Annotated in this window: 15 protein-coding genes; 4 read left to right on the top strand and 11 right to left on the bottom strand. The window is 53.2% G+C overall.

Annotated elements, in window-relative coordinates; translation table 11 throughout:
- Nucleotides 1-10 precede the first annotated feature (10 nt).
- Both trpC and trpD read right to left on the bottom strand, forming a co-directional pair.
- Complete coding sequence (gene trpC / locus CIK87_RS02400; protein ID WP_094385128.1) at nucleotides 11-823, bottom strand: indole-3-glycerol phosphate synthase TrpC; 813 nt, start codon at nucleotides 821-823, stop codon at nucleotides 11-13.
- A gap of 5 nt (nucleotides 824-828) precedes the next feature.
- Nucleotides 829-1,833, bottom strand: coding sequence for an anthranilate phosphoribosyltransferase (gene trpD, locus CIK87_RS02395; protein WP_173823472.1), 1,005 nt, complete (start codon nucleotides 1,831-1,833; stop codon nucleotides 829-831).
- A 452-nt stretch (nucleotides 1,834-2,285) separates the two neighbouring features.
- Here trpD and CIK87_RS14710 point away from each other — a divergent pair, with 452 nt between their 5' ends.
- Together CIK87_RS14710 and rpe are read left to right on the top strand one after the other, a co-directional pair.
- Entirely contained in the window at nucleotides 2,286-2,411 is a 126-nt protein-coding gene (locus CIK87_RS14710; protein ID WP_256387326.1) for a hypothetical protein, read from the top strand.
- Nucleotides 2,412-2,434: 23 nt separating this feature from the next.
- Entirely contained in the window at nucleotides 2,435-3,094 is a 660-nt protein-coding gene (rpe, locus tag CIK87_RS02390) for a ribulose-phosphate 3-epimerase (RefSeq protein WP_094385126.1), read from the top strand.
- Between the two features lie 15 nt (nucleotides 3,095-3,109).
- Here rpe and CIK87_RS02385 read toward each other — a convergent pair whose 3' ends face one another.
- The 7 genes from CIK87_RS02385 to gap form a co-directional block, all read right to left on the bottom strand.
- Complete coding sequence (locus tag CIK87_RS02385; protein ID WP_022311557.1) at nucleotides 3,110-3,706, bottom strand: RNA polymerase sigma factor; 597 nt, start codon at nucleotides 3,704-3,706, stop codon at nucleotides 3,110-3,112.
- 877 nt (nucleotides 3,707-4,583) lie between these two features.
- Nucleotides 4,584-6,026 carry a glycoside hydrolase family 57 protein gene (locus CIK87_RS02375; protein ID WP_022311558.1) on the bottom strand — a complete coding sequence of 481 codons (1,443 nt, stop codon included), beginning with the start codon at nucleotides 6,024-6,026 and terminating at the stop codon, nucleotides 4,584-4,586.
- A 19-nt stretch (nucleotides 6,027-6,045) separates the two neighbouring features.
- Nucleotides 6,046-7,317, bottom strand: a complete 1,272-nt coding sequence (locus CIK87_RS02370; RefSeq protein ID WP_094385122.1) for a glycosyltransferase family 4 protein — start codon at nucleotides 7,315-7,317, stop codon at nucleotides 6,046-6,048.
- Between the two features lie 14 nt (nucleotides 7,318-7,331).
- Nucleotides 7,332-9,275 (bottom strand): glycogen debranching enzyme N-terminal domain-containing protein, encoded by a 1,944-nt coding sequence (locus CIK87_RS02365; RefSeq protein ID WP_094385120.1) that lies wholly within the window; start codon nucleotides 9,273-9,275, stop codon nucleotides 7,332-7,334.
- Nucleotides 9,276-9,542: 267 nt separating this feature from the next.
- A complete protein-coding gene (locus tag CIK87_RS02360; protein WP_094385118.1) occupies nucleotides 9,543-10,475 on the bottom strand; it encodes a diacylglycerol kinase family protein in 933 nt (310 codons plus the stop codon).
- A gap of 18 nt (nucleotides 10,476-10,493) precedes the next feature.
- Entirely contained in the window at nucleotides 10,494-11,417 is a 924-nt protein-coding gene (miaA, locus tag CIK87_RS02355; protein WP_094385182.1) for a tRNA (adenosine(37)-N6)-dimethylallyltransferase MiaA, read from the bottom strand.
- A gap of 224 nt (nucleotides 11,418-11,641) precedes the next feature.
- Nucleotides 11,642-12,652 carry a type I glyceraldehyde-3-phosphate dehydrogenase gene (gene gap, locus CIK87_RS02350; RefSeq protein ID WP_094385116.1) on the bottom strand — a complete coding sequence of 337 codons (1,011 nt, stop codon included), beginning with the start codon at nucleotides 12,650-12,652 and terminating at the stop codon, nucleotides 11,642-11,644.
- Nucleotides 12,653-12,899: 247 nt separating this feature from the next.
- On the opposite strand from gap, the gene mscL reads away from it, so the two are divergent.
- Together mscL and CIK87_RS02335 are read left to right on the top strand one after the other, a co-directional pair.
- Nucleotides 12,900-13,325 (top strand): large-conductance mechanosensitive channel protein MscL, encoded by a 426-nt coding sequence (mscL, locus tag CIK87_RS02340; RefSeq protein WP_022311565.1) that lies wholly within the window; start codon nucleotides 12,900-12,902, stop codon nucleotides 13,323-13,325.
- Nucleotides 13,326-13,409: 84 nt separating this feature from the next.
- Nucleotides 13,410-14,543 carry an Sb-PDE family phosphodiesterase gene (locus CIK87_RS02335; RefSeq protein WP_158216179.1) on the top strand — a complete coding sequence of 378 codons (1,134 nt, stop codon included), beginning with the start codon at nucleotides 13,410-13,412 and terminating at the stop codon, nucleotides 14,541-14,543.
- A 141-nt stretch (nucleotides 14,544-14,684) separates the two neighbouring features.
- Here CIK87_RS02335 and CIK87_RS02330 read toward each other — a convergent pair whose 3' ends face one another.
- Both CIK87_RS02330 and guaA read right to left on the bottom strand, forming a co-directional pair.
- Nucleotides 14,685-16,085, bottom strand: coding sequence for a hypothetical protein (locus CIK87_RS02330; protein ID WP_094385110.1), 1,401 nt, complete (start codon nucleotides 16,083-16,085; stop codon nucleotides 14,685-14,687).
- Nucleotides 16,086-16,178: 93 nt separating this feature from the next.
- Nucleotides 16,179-17,789 (bottom strand): glutamine-hydrolyzing GMP synthase, encoded by a 1,611-nt coding sequence (gene guaA, locus CIK87_RS02325; RefSeq protein WP_094385108.1) that lies wholly within the window; start codon nucleotides 17,787-17,789, stop codon nucleotides 16,179-16,181.
- Nucleotide 17,790 lies beyond the last annotated feature (1 nt).

Here is a 17,790-nt window from a genome sequence, read left to right as displayed (position 1 = left end):
CTGTATAGTTTTAATGGTTGTTGTTGCTGAGGTTGTTCAATTGGCCGACCATACGGGCGAGGGCGTCGCCAGGACTGGGCTCGCGCATAAAGGTCTCGCCGATGAGGAAGCCGCGGTAGCCCGACTCGCGCAGACGCGCAATGACATCGGGCGAAGAGATGCCGCTCTCACTCACCTTGCAGGCATCATGGGGCAGACGCTCTGCCAGATGGAAGCTGGTGTCGACATCGGTGGTGAAGGTGCCGAGGTGGCGGTTGTTGATGCCATACATGTCGGGCTCGAGGGCAGCATAGTCGAGTTCGCTCTCGGCGTGCATCTCGAGCAGCACCTCCAGACCCAGCTGGTGGGCAAGCGACATCAGGCGGCGGCACTCATCGATGGTCAGCACCGAGGCGATGAGCAGCACAGCCGACGCGCCACAATAGCGGGCCTGGAAGAGCTGGTACTCGTCGACCACGAAGTTCTTGTAGAGTATGGGGAGGCTGACGCCCATGAAGCGCGCCTGCTGGATATGCTCGTCGTAGCCGCCAAAGTAGCTGCGGTCGGTAAGGATGCTGACGGCCGAAGCACCACCCTGCTCATAGGCAGGCACCACCTCGCTCACGCGGGCGTCGCGGTGTATCCAGCCACGCGAGGGCGAACGGCGCTTGAACTCGGCGATGATGCCGGTAGTCGACTCCATGAGCGCCCGACGCATCGAGGGCACGGTGATGTGGAGCATCTTCTCGGTCAGCGTGGCCAGCGTGGTGATGGGCAGCAACTGGTGGAACTGCGCTATCTCCTCGCGCTTGTTGGCGACTATCTCTTCCAGTATATCTCTCATGTCGACTATGAATTGATGGTTACAAAACGACGGAAGGCATTGAGGGCAGCACCGCTGTCGATACTCTCACGGGCAATCTCGATACACTCGTCGATAGACTTCAGCCCGCGCTCCATGACCTGGATGCCAAAGGCGGCGTTGGCGACCACGATGTTCTTCTGGGCGGGCAGACAGGTATTGTTGAGCACGCTGTCGAAGATGGCGGCAGCCTCTTCCTCGGTGGCTCCGGCCTGAAGCTCTTCGGGCAGAGCCACCTGCATGCCCAGGTCGGCAGGCGAGAAGACACGCTCATACTGGTTGGTCGACACCTTGAAGTCGCCGGTGAGCGAGATTTCGTCGTAGCCGTCGATACTGTTGATGATGCCATAGTCGATGCCCAAGCGCTGATAGACCTGGGCGTAGAGGCGCATCTGGTCGAGGTTGGCTACGCCCAGCAGTTGGGCCTTGGGGTGAGAGGGGTTGACCAGCGGCCCCAACAGGTTGAAGACGGTAGGAAACTGGAGCGCCTTGCGGATGGGGGCCACGTGCTTCATGACCTTGGCGAAGAGCTGGGCATGGAGATAGACGATGCCTGCCTCGTGGAGCGAACGGTTGAGGGTGTCGAGGTCGCTGGTAAAGCGCACACCGTGAAGGGCTATCACGTTGGAGGCTCCGCTCACACTGGTGGCGGCATAATTGCCATGCTTGGCGACCTTGTAGCCGGCGCCGGCGATGACGAAGCATGCCGTGGTAGAGATGTTGAATGTATTCTTGCGGTCGCCGCCAGTGCCCACTACGTCGATATAGCGGTCGCAGTCCAACGGGGCCTGCACGCCGGTCTCCAATATGCCGTCGCGGAAGCCCAACAGCTCGTCAACGGTCACTCCGCGCATCTGAATGGCGGTAAGGAGGGCCGTAATCTGCTCGGCGGGATAGGCGTCGCGGGTGATGCCTGTCAGGATGTCCTTGGTCTCTTCGCGGCTGAGCCGTTCCTGGCGGAGCACACGCGTCAAATAATCTTTCATCTCCATAGTCTTGTCTTTTATAGTGTTGGTTCTAAATTTCGGGGTTACGAAAAAAGGCCTGTCGTAAGTTACGGCAGGCCTTTCTCTTATATCTACGGGATATCTATACGGCTGAGCGACTCACGACTTTATCAATCTTGAGTTACGCCACCACCATGCTATAGATACCATATTCTTCATTGTCTTTACTATTTACGCTGCAAATATAACGATAATCTACGAGCCTGCAAACTTTTTGAAAGAAAAATTTGTGATTTACCGCAATTTTATTACAGAGGCCCTCAGCCGACCTCTTATACCTATTATAATATACGCGCGCGTGGCTGTATCGGTGGCGGTCATCTCCAGACCGACCGTGGCCCTACAGGTGACAGTTTTGAGCAAAAGAAAATGTCACGCGGATGTAATAAAGACCGAAAAGATGCGTTATACAAATATAAAGACTATTAGAAATGCCTATGAACTATTTTACTCCTAACGAGGTGAAGCCCTCGGAAAAAACTTTGCAACTTATCAGACAGATAGCCCGGCTCTGCCAGCGCGCCCACATGAAAGATGGGAAATATAATGTGTGTATGAACTGATTAAACCTTGATGATAGAATAAGATGAACAAAGAGATACTGATATCACCCTCATTGCTGTCGGCCGACTTTACACAGCTGGGCGAAGATTCGGAGATGATAAACCGCAGCGCAGCCGACTGGCTGCACATGGATGTGATGGACGGCGTGTTTGTGCCCAACATCTCATTTGGACTGCCCGTTATCAAGGCAGTACACACGGTATGCCAGAAGCCGCTGGATGTACACATGATGACCGTGCATCCCGAGAACTATATACGCCAGGTCGCCGATGCCGGCGGAGCGCTGATGACCGTACACGCCGAGGCCTGCACCCATCTGCACCGCACCATCCAGGAGATACACAGCGCCGGCATGAAAGCCGGAGTGGCTCTCAACCCCGCCACGCCGCTGGCTATGGTCGAGGAGGTGCTCTCCGATGTAGACCTGGTGCTGATTATGAGCGTCAACCCGGGCTTCTCGGGCCAGTCGTTTATCACCAGCTCGACCGACAAGGTAAGGAGACTGAGACAGATGATAGACCGGCTGGAACACAGACCGCTGATAGAGGTAGACGGTGGCGTAAACGGAAAAACGGCACCGATGCTCGTCGCAGCCGGTGCCGATGTATTGGTAAGTGGCAGCTATGTCTTCGGTGCAGAAGACCCCGAGGCTACCATACGGAGTCTGAAGTCAAGAGACTGAACGCCCGCTGGACGGTCAGTCCAACTGTAGAGTGATGCCGTTGGACTTGGCCATGCGCCGCAGGTTGAGCACGGCGTAACGCATACGACCAAGAGCGGTATTGATGCTTACGCTGGTAGCCTCGGCGATTTCCTTGAACGACATTTCCTGAAAGAACCGCATGAAGATAACCTCTCGCTGCGACGGCGGCAGGAGGTTCATCATGCGCCGAACGTCGCTATACACCTGCTCGTTGACATAGCGGCTCTCCACATTGGGCACTATCACATGGCGCCCGTCAATCTGAGAAAGGTCCTCATTGTCGACCGTGCTCACCACACTCTCTATGCGCTGGTCGCGATAATAGTCCATGATGACATTGTGGGCTATGCGCATAATCCATGCGGAGAACTTGCCGCAGGAGGTATACTGGCCCGACTGGAGACGCATAATGACTTTGACAAACGTGTCTTGAAACACATCTTCTGCCATCTCGCTGTCGTGGACAACGAACAATATGTAGGAATAAAGCCTCTGCTGATTGCGTGAGAGCAATAAATCGAAGGCATTATTATCACCTTTTATGTATGCTATGGCCAACTCTTCATCGGTCATCTTGCTATATACATCCATTATTTCTTTCTTTACTATTGGAGTAAATGTAGGCGATAGGCTTGCGATTTATTGTGTAAATACTGTTAATAATTGCTGCAAAGATAGTATTTTTCTTTATAAATGACAAATTTTAAGTAAGAAAAGTGCTGATTTGCTTCCCTGATATTGCAAAAGAGGTTGGTGCAGGATGCGACCAACCTCGGGGTGATTTCAAAATAAATGGTTGAAATCAAAATAATAATGGCAAAAATAGGATATATATTTGACTTCCCCAAATGTTTTAACAGAAATCTTTCAAATTATTTGTTATTTAGTCGCAAACCATCTATACGACTTGCGCGACTATCTGTAGTACACCCGCCAGCAACTCTGCCGGCACGTATCAAAAGGCACGAACACTCGTATCAATTGTTACGAGCGCTCGTAACATAAGGTACGTACGCTCGTAACATACGATACGAACCAGCAGAGTGTATCAGGGCATGACTAAAGATGGTATAAATCAAGGACAAACGTAATTATCACAATCTCTGCCGATAACATGAAAATGGCAAGACTTGGCTTTTACTGGTTTGCTTTACATCAATATCATCCGCTTACTGGTTGGCTTCACAGTACTCCAACCCTTTACCATTCTGCTTTACATTGCCTCTACCCTATTGATGACTGTTCCTACCTTTTTACTGGCAAGTTTCACCACCAAGTCTCCCGCGGCATTAGCGAAGAAACAAGGCGTGGCAAGGGATATACAAAAAACGCACCCTGATGTGTCTGGCATAGAGGGAACGATGGTTCGCGCTCTGTGGCAGACGCACAAGGTGCGTCACACTTAACTTATGAGGGTACCCGTTGGTCCTCTATTGCCGCTATCTGCGGTCGAGGGTCTTGGCTTGGTTTACTTTTCTGCCTTAGGCTTCTCTTCCTTGGCCTTCACAGCCTTGGGCTTGGCGGCAGCCTTAGGTTTGGCAGCAGCTTTGGCCTTGGGAGCAGCCTTCTTGGCGGTCTTGGCCTCAACCTGCTCACGCAGCTTCTCGCTGGCAGCCTCAATCTTTTCAATCTTTGCCTGCAGACGTACTATCTCCTTATCCTTGAGCTCTATCTCGTCGCCCTGGTTGCGAATAGTGGTAAGCAGCGACTCGAGTTCCTCATTGTCGATGTCCTCAGGATAAAGGTTGTTGACACGGTTGATGAAGTCGCCGAGGATGTTCATATAGTTGGTGAACGCATCGAAGGCGCTGGCATAGATACCTCTATCCACTGCCACTCCCGAAGGTTTGGTGGAGATGAAGTAGAAGTTATTGGTAGCCTGCAGATAGTCCCAGTCCTGGTTGATACGTGGGTCGTTGGCGATGCGCACGCGGTCGGCTACGCTGTAGAGCTTGTTGAAAGCCTCGCGCTGCATGGGGTTACCCAGCCAGCAAGACACATCGCGCTCCTCGTCCATCCAAGAGAGAGTATCAGGAACATCGAGCTGGCCCACAGACTTCATCTTGGCGCACACCTCTGAAGGAGTGGAGAAGGTGATGCCCTGTGCCTTGGCGCAGGCGGGCAATGCCTTGAAGAACTCGAGGATGTTGCTCGACAGAGGCTGGGCCACGCCGATGGCAGAGAGGTTCATGAAGATGCCATAGAACTGCTCTTCCTCGGGACACTCGGCTATCTTGCGGATATAGTTGTCGGCGAAGAGTGGGTAGCCCTCCCAGTCGCTGTTGTTGAAACGCAGAGAGATGTCGTCGCTAAGGTTGACGTCGCGCAAGAGCAACTTGAGCTTGGGGTTGAGGGCACAGTGGTAGATGTAGTGGGGAGATTTCCATCCCAACACATGCTTGGCACCCTCGGTGAGCATGCCCTTGAAGCCCATGTTGGCTGCCTGCATACCGATGTCATCGCTATAGATGAGGCCGGAATTGCGCAGCACCTTGGGAGACTGGTTGAAGTACTCCTTGATTTTCTCCACCTGCTTCTTGACATCGGTGATGAAGCTCTCCTCATTGGCCAGTGATGAGAGGCCATGAGAATAAGGCTCGGCGAGGAACTCCACGCAGCCGGTGTCATTGAGCTCCTGCAGCTTGGCCAGCACCTGGGGCGCGTGCATCTCCAGCTGCTCGATACCTACGCCCGAGAGCGAGAAGGCTACCTTGAAGGCCTTGCCATGCTCCTTAATCATTTCGCCAAGGGCATTGAGGGCGGGCATGTAGCTACGCTCGGCGATATCGGTGATATCGCGCTCGTTCTCGTAGTCATCATAGTAATAATGGTCGGTACCGATATCAAAGAAGCGGTATCTCTTAAGATGCGTAATCTGATGTATTTCGAAATATAAACAAATTGTCTTCATAATCGTTGTTTGTTAGTTGTTAGTTATTGCCATTGAGCGTGCGCTCATATAGTTCTCGTATCCATGCGCCTACCTTCTCCCAAGTAATCTGGTCGACCTCGTTCTTGCCTTCGGTCTGCAGATAATGGAAGATGCTCTCGTTGTGGCAGATGGAGTAGATGGCGTCGGCCATGGCGTGGATGTCCCAGTAGTCTACCTTGATACAGTTGTTGAGTATCTCGGCACAACCGCTCTGCTTACTGATGATAGAAGGAGTGCCACACTGCATCGCCTCGAGCGGAGAGATACCGAAAGGCTCGCTCACTGAAGGCATCACGTAGACATCAGAGTCCTTGAGACACTCATAGACCTGCTTGCCGCGCATGAAGCCAGGGAAGTGGAAACGGTCGGCAATGCCGCGCTCGGCGGCGAGGTAAATCATCTGGTCCATCATATCGCCCGAACCGGCCATGCAGAAACGCACGTTGCGGGTGCGGTGGAGCACGAGGTTGGCGGCTTCAACAAAATACTCAGGTCCCTTCTGCATGGTGATGCGGCCAAGGAATGTCACTACCTTCTCCTTTCCGGTGTGGTCGGGACGAGGAATATCGGCCAGCTCCTGACGCAGGGGATACACAGCGTTGTGCACGGTGAAGCACTTGCGGGGGTCCTGATGATACTGGTTGATGACGGTCTGGCGGGTAAGCTCAGATACGCACATGATGCAGTCGGCGTTGTCCATACCGTCTTTCTCTATCGAGAAGACTGTAGGGTTGACCTTGCCACGGCTACGGTCAAAGTCGGTGGCATGGACATGGATGCACAGTGGCTTGCCCGAAACCTTCTTGGCATGGATGCCGGCGGGATAGGTAAGCCAGTCGTGGGCATGGATGATGTCGTAATCGAACGTGCGGGCAACGACTCCAGCGATAATCGAATAGTTATTGATTTCCTGATGGAGATTGGAGGGATATCCACCGGCAAACTCCATCGCACCGAGGTCATTGACGTGCATATAATTGAAATCAGAATAGATGTGGTCGCGCAGGCGGAAGTAGAGGTCGGGGTCCATAATGTTACCCACCTTGTTCTTCACATAGTCGTAATCGACATCGCGCCAGGCGATAGGCACACAGTTCATCGCCACGATATTGGCGGCGCTGCGGTCTTCATCGCCCCAGGGTTTGGGCAGACAGAGTATCGTCTCTATATCACCCTGGGCATGCAGACCTTGAGATATACCATAGTTGGCGGTAGCCAGTCCACCATATACATGAGGAGGATACTCCCAACCAAACATTAAAACTTTCATTTGCGGTCCTCCTATTATTTATATGAATACTTTTCCAGCAACTCCATTGCCCTGAGAATCTCTGCCACGTTCATGGCAAACGAGATAGCGCCTCTGCCCTGGAATGGCGGGTTGCCATCGAAGAGCTCGGGGATAGTACCGATGCAATGGTTGGACATTTCGTCTTCGTAGCCCACCATCTGGCGCTCGATGAAGCTCAGACGGGTGCGCCTGTAGAGGCGCAGACAAGCCTCCATATAGAAGCCGCCGAGCCAAGGCCATGCCGTACCCTGGTGGTAAGCATAGTCGCGCTGTGACTGAGGACCTACATACATGGGGTTGTAGCCACCACTCTTGGGCGAAAGCGTACGCAGACCCTTGGGCGTGAGCAGTTCACGGGTACAGATGTCAAGTACGCTCTTCTTCTGCTCCTGATTGAGGGGCGAATAGTCAAAAGCTACGGGGAAAATCATGTTAGGACGCACACTCCAATCGACCATATAGCCATCAACATAGTCGTAGAGATAGCCATACTCATTGAGGAATGTATCGAGGAATGCCTGCTTGGCATTGGCTGCAACAGCCTGGAGGTGTTCGCGCACGGCATTGCCCTCATCGAGAAGAGAGGCACCGAAGAGCAGCGCATTGTACCACAGGGCGTTGAACTCGACGATGTAGCCTGTACGGGGAACAACGAGACGGCCGTTGGCCACGGAGTTCATCCAGGTGATGGCCTCGCCATGCGAACTCTGCGCATAGAGCAAGCCGTTGTCGTGGAGCTTGAGGTTAGGATGGCCGTCGCTCTCGATATACTTGAGGATATCGATGACAAGGGCGCCATACTTCTTGGCACACTTCTCGCGGCCACACTCCTTGGCGTACTGCTGGATAGCCCAGATAGCCCAGAGGGGCACATCGGGCTGCTCAATCTCATAGATATGCTTGGTGATGGGCTTGCCTTCCATAAACTCGCGCAGCGCCACCTCGGCAGTCTTCATCACCAGGTCGAAGTACTCGTCTTCCTCGATGGAGAGAGTGAGACCGGGCAGTGCTATGAACGTATCGCGGGCGCGGCTCTTGAACCAAGGATAGCCGGCCAGGATATATCGGTCGTCGTTCTTCTCATGGATATGGAACTGGTGGGCGGCATTGACGAGACAGTGGAAGAAGTTGTCGCGTGGGGTGCGCTCTTCGACTTCGGCATCGAACAACCGCTTCAGACCGGAGGTCTTGCTCTGCGATGTGGAAGCGGCAAAGACGATGCTCTCGCCCTTCTTGATGTTCATCTCGAAATATCCGGGCACGTAGAGGTCCTCATTGGAAGCGTAGCCACGCTCCTGCTCCTTGGGATATTCGACTCCGCGGTACCAGTCGGGAACGAAGTGAAACTCGTTCTTCTTGGAGAACTGCATATAGAGGTCGGGGTAGCCGGCATACATACAGGTCTTGATGCCATTGTCTACCTGAAAATACTCGCGCGAAGCCACCGAATTCTCATGGGTAAACTGGCGCACACTGCGGAAAGCCAGGAACGGACGGAAACGCAGCGTGGTGGCAGAGTGGGCATCTACCAGCGTGTAGCGGATAAGGATGCGGTCCTCATAATGCTGGAACACCACTTCGCGCTTAAGGATTACGCCACCGACGCGATACAGCGTGGTGGGTACTTTGTCACAATCAAACTCACGAATATACTTATGACCCTTGGGACTGAAGTTGTTGCCCTGATACTTATGGAGGCCCAGGTTGAACTCGGCTCCATGCTGTATCACTGTCACGTCGAGCGACGAAAGCAGTACATGGTTCTCGTCGTCGAGCTCGGGAACGGGCACGACAAGCAGTCCATGATACTTGCGAGTGTTACACTCTACCACGGTGGAACACGAGTAGGCTCCCGAGCGGTTGGTGCGTAGCAACTCCTTTGGCAACGACTCTTCGAGGTTAGTCATAAGAGTTTTCTCAAACTTAAGATAACTCATAAACTTATGTCAAGATTTAATTAATAGTTGTTCGTTTTTAGAAGCAAGCGACGAGCGCTCGCTTATGCTCATTCAAAAATACTACATTCCATGCAGATAAGCAAATTTTTCATAAACTATTTGCAAAAAAACAATAAATTCGGCAGTATTATAGATAACCGCCCGAGAGTTGATGTCATTTCCGCCGATGAAATATACCAACAAAGGCATGCCACCTATTATATATAGGGCATGCCTTTGCGTTATTCTGAGTGTGGGAGTTATCGCCTACTCGGGGATGAGAAAGTTGATGACCTCCTGCTCTACCCTCACCTTGAGGGGAGCCATGGGACTGTTCATCAGACGGCCATCGACGCTAACCAGCGACTGGGATATCTCGTCGAAAGTTACCTCGCGCGTGCGGTAGGGATGAACGCTGCGCGAGTTGAGGAACTTGCCGCGCAGGAAGAGATACCATCCCTCAAAGAGTTGGGTAATCTCGGGATGATAGACCACCGACACATCGAGCAGGCCATTGTAGGGCACGGCGTTGGGAGTCTGTCCGTAGCCAAGGGCATTGCCCACACACACCGTCATCACCTTGCGTTCTATCTTGTCATCATTGATACGCAGACGCATCTTGTACTCCAGACGCTGGAATATCATGAGGATAAAGGAGAAGATGAATGACAGGGTGCGCGAACCCAAGAGTTGGCGCGTCTGACTGCGCATATTCATGATGGCGGCAATAAGTCCCACGTTGACGCAGTTGAGGAAGTAGCGGTGACAAGCCTCGCCATGCCGGTTGCGATAGTTGATGCGGCCAACGTCAATCCGGCGCACGCGGCGCTGACAGAGCCAGTCGACAGTCTGCTCAACCTCGCCCTCACGGAAACCCCAGTAATGGGCAAAGTCATTCATCGTACCATTGGGGATAACACCGAGAGAGACGCGCTGGCGCACCTCGGCGTCAAACTGCATCAGGCTGTTGACGGCATCGTTGAGGGCAGAGTCGCCACCGGCGATGATGATAGTGCGGTAACCGTTGTTGACCATCATCTTGACCAATCTGTCCACGCTACCAGCACTCTCGCTGTGCACATAGTCATAGTCTATGTGATGGGCACGCAACACTCGCTCGATGACATCCCATCGCGACTTGTTGCGGAAAGTGTGTTTGGGGCAATAGATGACTCCCCATTTGTTTTCGTTGACTGCCATTTCTCTACATTATTTATATTAGGGCTGTATATGTGCTATGTCCATAATCTGTGCCACCTTGCTGTCCATGGGGTCAAGGGCATCTATCCAGTGGATGGTAAAGCCGCGGCGCTCCATACCTCTGAACCATGTCATCTGCCGCTTGGCAAACTGGTGGATGGCTATCTCCAGCTGGCGGAACATCTCCTCGTAACTGGTTTTGCCGATGACATACTCGGTGACGAACTTGTATTCCAGACCATAGTAGATAAGATTCTCGGGGGCGATTCCACGGTCGAGCAACTGGCGTATCTCGTCGACCATACCCTCTTCGAGACGCTGCTTGAGGCGCTGCGTTATCTTGCGGCGACGCTCCTCGCGATTGATGTCCACTCCGATGATGACCGAGTCTATGGGTGGCAGCGTGCGGTTGTCTGTGGGGTGCTCGAGATTATAGGTCTCTATCTCTATGGCGCGTATGGCGCGCTGCGCGGTGTCCACATCAGTCCGGTTGTGCATCACCGAATGGTTGCGATGCTTCAGGTCTTCAAGCATTTCGGTGAGTTCGGCGAGCGACTTGTCTGCCAGCTCATCACGCAATGCCTGGTTTTGTGGCACGGGCGACAGGGCGTAACCCTTGAGCACACTCTCAATATAGAGACCCGTACCTCCGCAGAGAATAGGACGCACCCCGCGCGCCACTATATTATTATAAATAAGGTGGAAGTCCTGCTGATACTGGAAGAGGTTATACTTGGTACCGGGTTCACAAATATCTATCAGGTGGTAAGGTATCACGCGGTCGCCCTGACGGTAGTCGTCGAGGTCTTTGCCCGTGCCGATGGTCATGCCACGATACACCTGACGCGAGTCGGCACTGATAATCTCGGCATCGATACGCGCGGCAAGGGCGGCAGCCAGACTGGTTTTGCCCGACGCCGTAGGACCCAATATGGTAATCATCTTCTGCATTTGCTTCTTTCTGCGACAGCTTCGCCCTGCTTACACTACACCTCTCATCAAGGCCAAAGGGCTGTCTATCTGCTACAAAGGTAATGCAAACCAATAAAAATACAAAATAAATCGCCCTGATTTTTACCACCGAGATGCCCCTGGGCTCACACAAGGGTATAAAAAAAGCCGTCCAGCAATGCTGGACGGCCTGTACTTATGTCTACGATTATCAATTAACCGTTAACCTTCTTCATGTGAGCGATGAGCTCGAGCACCTTGTTAGAGTAACCGATCTCGTTGTCATACCAAGATACAACCTTTACGAATGTATCGGTAAGAGCGATACCAGCCTTGGCGTCGAAGATAGAAGTACGAGTATCACCGAGGAAGTCAGAAGATACTACAGCGTCCTCTGTGTAACCCAGAACACCCTTCAGTTCACCCTCAGAAGCCTCCTTCATTGCAGCGCAAATCTCTGCGTATGTAGCGGGCTTAGCGAGGTTTACAGTCAGGTCAACTACTGATACGTCGAGAGTAGGAACACGCATAGACATACCGGTCAGCTTGCCGTTGAGCTCAGGAATAACCTTACCTACAGCCTTAGCAGCACCTGTAGAAGAGGGGATGATGTTGCCAGAAGCAGCACGACCACCGCGCCAATCCTTCATAGAAGGACCGTCAACAGTCTTCTGTGTAGCAGTTGTAGAGTGTACAGTTGTCATCAGACCATCGGTGATGCCGAACTTGTCGTTCAGAACCTTAGCGATAGGAGCGAGACAGTTAGTTGTACAAGAAGCGTTAGATACGAACTGAGTACCCTTAACGTACTTGTCGAAGTTTACACCGCATACGAACATTGGAGTAGCGTCCTTTGAAGGAGCTGACATAACAACGTACTTAGCACCAGCCTGGATGTGAGCCTGAGCCTTCTCCTGAGTCAGGAAGAGACCAGTTGACTCAACTACGTACTCAGCCTCAACCTCGTTCCACTTCAGGTCAGCGGGGTTGCGCTCAGCGGTAACGCGAATCTTCTGACCGTTTACGATCAGAAGGCTGTTCTCAACATCAGCCTCGATTGTGCCCTTGAACGCACCGTGCATAGTGTCATACTTGAGCATGTAAGCCAAGTAGTCTACGGGGCAGAGGTCATTGATACCTACAACCTGGATGTCATCGCGAGTCTGAGCTGCGCGGAATACGAAACGACCGATACGGCCAAATCCGTTAATACCAATTTTAGTCATTTTACTTTTACTTAATTAAAAGGGTTATGTAAATATTTTATTGCTCTGATGCAAATTTTCTTTATTACAGGCGCAAAGGTACAAATTATTTCCTATATTTGCAGTCGAAACGAGTATTAAATAAATTAAAAAAAGCATCTTGCCCGAGATTTTCATAAGGCTGGGAACCGTGGAGGGCAATACTGACAACTCGACTTTGCAAAATTCAAGTGTTATCATACACATTATTAATAATAAGAGCAACATTATGAGTAAATTTATCAACGAATTCAAGGAGTTTGCCGTCAAGGGAAATGCCGTAGATATGGCTGTCGGTGTTATCATCGGCGGCGCATTCGGCAAAATCGTATCTTCGCTCGTCAATGATATCATTATGCCTCCAATAGGTTGGCTTATAGGCGGCGTAAACTTCTCCGACCTCAAGGTGACGCTGCCCACCATGGACTTGGGCATAGAGCAGCTCGAGCCAGCCACCATCAACTATGGCAACTTCATCCAAACCACCTTCGACTTTGTCATCATCGCACTGTGTATATTCATGATAGTCAAGGGCATCAACCACCTGGCACGCAAGAAGGCCGAAGAGCCTGCAAAGCCAGCCACTCCGCCAGCGCCATCTGCCGAAGAGAAACTGCTTACCGAAATCCGCGACTTGCTCAAGGACAAGAAATAGACACTAATCCACCAACAGGCATAGGCAGCTCATGTACTGATGGAGCCGCCATTTACCTATAATTCATTTAACCTTTTACATGTCATGAAAAAAATGATTTTGCTGGCTGCCGCGATGGCTGCCACACTGCCGGGCATAGCCCAGACAGACACTATCCAGTACCGCACGTTCCAGGGATACCTCAATCCGCACGAGCGAGGTACCATCCACATTCCCGACATACTCGGTTACCGTACCATCAAGGCCGACCTGCACCTGCACACGCATCAGAGCGACGGTGGAGTGGCTCCCTACTTCCGAGTTTGGGAAGCCTATCAGGAGGGATTGGACGCTATAGCGCTCACAGACCATCAGCCCATGCCGCGATACAATAAGAACCCAGACGGCAACATTTCCCATCTGCAGGCGGTGAAGGACGCCGAGGACAGAGGCATCACGCTGATACGCGGCGCCGAGCTCACGAGCATGGCGTGGAGGGCCAACTTCAAGGACGTGGGGCACATCAACCTCCTGTTTACCACCGACAACAACCGCTACTTCCCCCGCACCGACGACGTGACCGCACACCAGGCCGACAGTGTGCTGGCAGTGGCTCAGGCCGACAGCGTGTGGGTGACCGCCAACCACCCGGGATGGCCCGACAAGGACAGCGAGTTCTCGCAGTGGCTCATCGGACAAATCAAGAAGGGACGCGTACATGGCGTAGAAATCTTCAACGACTTCGAGTTCTACCCGCGCGCCATCGATTATGTCTACGACTACAACCTGACGCCCATCGGCGCCACCGACTGCCACTGGCCCATCGCCTGGCGTTTCGACCTGAAGCGCGCCCATCGCCCCATGACGCTCATCTTTGCCCGCGACAACAGCGTGGCTGCCATCCGCGAAGCGCTCTTCGCCCGCCGCTCGGTGGCCTACTCCGACAATACGCTCGCCGGCCGCAAGGAGTATGTCGAGCCACTGCTGCGCGCATCGGTGACCGCCGAGAAGACCGGACGCACGCGCAAGGGCAAGATAGAGGTGGCGCTGAAGAACGTAAGCGACATCCCCTACCGCTTTGCCGACCCCGCCACCAACCGGTTGATGGTAGCCGCCCCGCTCACCACCACCTACGTATGGATGGACGACGCCGAGATGAAGCATACATGGCTGGTGCGCAACATCTACATACGCCCCGACAAGCATCTGGAGATACAACCCCTGTCGCTACAAAGATAACCACGCGCCTCAAATGATGGGGCAGCCCACTCCCTCGCGCCATCCAGTTGAAGCTATCCACAAAAAACAAATGGCGAACAGTCAGCCTATTGACACTGACTGTTCGCCATCCACTTGTCGCTTATAATATCGAAGGGCGCCTTAATGTCGCTTACACTCCAGGCAGCGATAATGGTAATGGTCGGTAGCTCGGCTGCAGATATAGCAGGTAGTGCCGCCCGAATTGTGATAAGGGGCCATACTCGAACCAGCTGCGTACTGATGGGCAACAGGGTCGTAGCCCGTGCCACCACACTTGGGACAGGTACCACGGCGGTTGCTGCTGCGCCCGTTGTCGCGCGATGACGAACGACTGCCTCCGCTGCCCCCACCACGCCCGTCGGTCACGGTGACACGCCCGTTCTGGTCGTACCCTACCCCACTGCCATCTGGATAGACCGTACTGGTAAAGGTACTATACCCCTGACCATGACAATTCTGACACACCTTGCTTCCGGCACAACTCTTACAGGGATACCACATGCCACCATAGGCACGGCCGTAAGTTCCACCGAGCCCATGACAGATACCACATACCTTGGTGCCATGACACCACAAACAGGGAGTAGATGTAATAGAGATAATAGAGCCATCGGCCTGACGGGTGTTCTGCCTAAAGCCACCGCCAGGCAGTTCCTCGCGCCAGCTGTTGTTACCAGGCTGATAGGTGGTAGAGTAGCCATTGTTACTCTGGTTAGAAGCAACATTGTTAGACGGTTGGCTCTCCGGGTTGCCACCACCTATATAGTGTAGCTTCATGCCATTATCCCAGTTCTTGCTAAGCCAAGCCGTCACGCCGTTACAATCTATGTTATATGACTGCTGCGGAGTACGCCCTTTCAGTTTGCCATAAGCCAGGAGATACTGTCCACCGCCATATTCGACCAAATGCAAGCGATAACCCTTGTTCCAAATCTTTTTCACCTCGCTGCCCACATCGCCGTCGGTAGCCCAAGTATAGCCCTGAGTCTCTATATTGGTGCCACGGGTTACTACCCACCACCATTTGCCCGAGCTGTAAGTGGCCTGGGTAAGAAAGTAGCCCGCGCTACGCTTCTGGTCATACCAGGTCTTGAGTTCGCTCAGCGTGGCATGCTTATAGCTCTGATCGGTGTAACCCTGGTACTTAGACATTACCACAAACCACTTACTCTGATTACAAGTGATGGCAGTAATATAGTAGCCAGCGTCCCACTTTTCCTTGATCCAGTCACGGGGGAAATCACCCGAATACTTGTAAGACTGATTGCTGAATTTGGAGTCCTTGCTCATGGCCACCGACCATCCGTTCTCGGTATAGGCCACTGCGGTGATATAGCGGTCATTGTTCCAGTGCTGCTTAATCTTGTCACAGTCCAACTCATTGCCCACACCACTGGAGAACCAGTACTGCTGGCCATACTCAGGGTTCTGCTCCATGAGCATGAACGTACGGTTCTGCGCCCGCATCGCCATCAGGGGCAACAGGAGCAGTATCGCTGTAAGGATAATGGTCTTTTGCATTTGTCTGTCAACAGGTCTTTGAAGGTTTGTAGATAAAGGAAGCCCTGCCCATAAGCAGTAGGGCTTCCCTATAGCGATACGTGAGTGGTGAGCTTACTCCCACTCGATGGTCGAAGGTGGTTTGGACGAGATGTCGTAGCAGACGCGGTTGACACCTCTCACCTTGTTGATAATCTCGTTGCTCACGCGAGCCATGAAGTCGTAAGGCAGATGAGCCCAGTCGGCAGTCATGGCGTCGGTAGAGGTCACTGCGCGCAGAGCCACAGGGTGCTCATAGGTGCGCTCGTCGCCCATCACTCCCACGCTGCGCACGGTAGAGAGCAGCACGGTGCCTGCCTGCCAAATCTGGTCGTAGAGCGACACCTCGATTTCGCCGTCGGTCATCTGGGCGGGCACTCCGGCAGCCAGCACCTTGCGTGCCTCCTCGCCGGAGAGACGAACCTTGTACTCGCGCAGACCGCGGATGTAGATATCATCGGCGTCCTGCAGGATGCGCACCTTCTCGCGGGTGATATCGCCAAGGATGCGCACAGCCAGACCCGGTCCAGGGAAGGGATGACGGGTGATGAGATGCTCGGGCATACCCAACTGGCGGCCCACACGGCGCACCTCGTCCTTGAACAGCCACTGCAGAGGCTCGCAGAGCTGCAGATGCATCTCCTTGGGCAGTCCACCCACATTGTGGTGGCTCTTGATGACCTTGCCGGTAATATTGAGACTCTCGATACGGTCGGGATAGATGGTTCCCTGAGCCAGCCACTTGGCGCCTTCTATCTTCTTGGCCTCGGCATTGAAGACCTCGACGAAATCACGGCCTATAATCTTGCGCTTCTGCTCGGGGTCGGTCACGCCGGCAAGGTCGGCAAAGAACTTGTCGCTGGCGTCGACGCCCACCACGTTGAGACCGAGACACTTGTAGTCATTCATCACATCGATGAACTCGTTCTTGCGCAGCATGCCGTGGTCTACGAAGATACAGGTGAGGTTGTGACCGATGGCGCGGTGCAACAGCATGGCTGCCACCGACGAGTCGACACCGCCGGAGAGACCCAGGATGACGCGGTCTTCGCCCAGCTGGCGCTTGAGCTCAGCCACGGTGGTATCTACAAACGAGGCGGCGCTCCAGTCCTGACGTGAGCCGCAGATGTCTACCACGAAGTTGCGCAGCAACTGCGTTCCCTGTACCGAGTGGAACACCTCGGGATGGAACTGCACAGCCCAGACAGGCTGCTTGGTGCTGGCATAGGCAGCATACTTGACATCGGCGGTCGAGGCTATCACCTCAAAGCCTTCGGGGATGGCAGTGATGGTGTCGCCATGGCTCATCCATACCTGTGAGTTCTGCTCAAAGCCCTTGAAGAGGGCATTGTGGGTATCTACTGTCTGCAGATGGGCGCGGCCATACTCACGCGAGTCGGCCTTCTCTACCTTACCACCCAGAGTATGGGAGATGAACTGGGCTCCGTAGCAGATGCCAAGCACGGGCAGACGACCTATGAACTGGCTCAGGTCAACCTGGAAAGCCTCGGGGTCGTGCACCGAATAGGGCGAACCGCTCAGGATGACACCGATGACAGAGGGGTCGTCCTTAGGGAACTTGTTGTAAGGCAGTATCTCGCAGAAGGTGTCGAGCTCACGCACACGGCGGCCGATAAGCTGCGTGGTCTGTGAACCGAAATCGAGAATTACTATCTTCTGTTGCATT

It is taken from the genome of Prevotella sp. P5-64, from assembly GCF_002251285.1.
GTDB lineage: Bacteria > Bacteroidota > Bacteroidia > Bacteroidales > Bacteroidaceae > Prevotella.
Note: the sequence above shows the minus strand (reverse complement) of the source record. Positions and strands in the feature narration are given on the sequence as shown.

What these genes read in the sequence shown, in the direction of transcription:
- rpe (WP_094385126.1), top strand. Translation starts at nt 2,435, where the DNA reads ATGAACAAAGAGATACTGATATCACCCTCATTGCTGTCGGCCGACTTT.
- gap (WP_094385116.1), bottom strand. Translation starts at nt 12,652, where the DNA reads ATGACTAAAATTGGTATTAACGGATTTGGCCGTATCGGTCGTTTCGTA.
- CIK87_RS02335 (WP_158216179.1), top strand. Translation starts at nt 13,410, where the DNA reads ATGAAAAAAATGATTTTGCTGGCTGCCGCGATGGCTGCCACACTGCCG.
- CIK87_RS02385 (WP_022311557.1), bottom strand. Translation starts at nt 3,706, where the DNA reads ATGGATGTATATAGCAAGATGACCGATGAAGAGTTGGCCATAGCATAC.
- CIK87_RS02365 (WP_094385120.1), bottom strand. Translation starts at nt 9,275, where the DNA reads ATGAGTTATCTTAAGTTTGAGAAAACTCTTATGACTAACCTCGAAGAG.
- guaA (WP_094385108.1), bottom strand. Translation starts at nt 17,789, where the DNA reads ATGCAACAGAAGATAGTAATTCTCGATTTCGGTTCACAGACCACGCAG.
- CIK87_RS02330 (WP_094385110.1), bottom strand. Translation starts at nt 16,085, where the DNA reads ATGCAAAAGACCATTATCCTTACAGCGATACTGCTCCTGTTGCCCCTG.
- trpD (WP_173823472.1), bottom strand. Translation starts at nt 1,833, where the DNA reads ATGGAGATGAAAGATTATTTGACGCGTGTGCTCCGCCAGGAACGGCTC.
- CIK87_RS02360 (WP_094385118.1), bottom strand. Translation starts at nt 10,475, where the DNA reads ATGGCAGTCAACGAAAACAAATGGGGAGTCATCTATTGCCCCAAACAC.
- CIK87_RS02370 (WP_094385122.1), bottom strand. Translation starts at nt 7,317, where the DNA reads ATGAAAGTTTTAATGTTTGGTTGGGAGTATCCTCCTCATGTATATGGT.
- miaA (WP_094385182.1), bottom strand. Translation starts at nt 11,417, where the DNA reads ATGATTACCATATTGGGTCCTACGGCGTCGGGCAAAACCAGTCTGGCT.
- CIK87_RS14710 (WP_256387326.1), top strand. Translation starts at nt 2,286, where the DNA reads ATGAACTATTTTACTCCTAACGAGGTGAAGCCCTCGGAAAAAACTTTG.
- CIK87_RS02375 (WP_022311558.1), bottom strand. Translation starts at nt 6,026, where the DNA reads ATGAAGACAATTTGTTTATATTTCGAAATACATCAGATTACGCATCTT.
- mscL (WP_022311565.1), top strand. Translation starts at nt 12,900, where the DNA reads ATGAGTAAATTTATCAACGAATTCAAGGAGTTTGCCGTCAAGGGAAAT.
- trpC (WP_094385128.1), bottom strand. Translation starts at nt 823, where the DNA reads ATGAGAGATATACTGGAAGAGATAGTCGCCAACAAGCGCGAGGAGATA.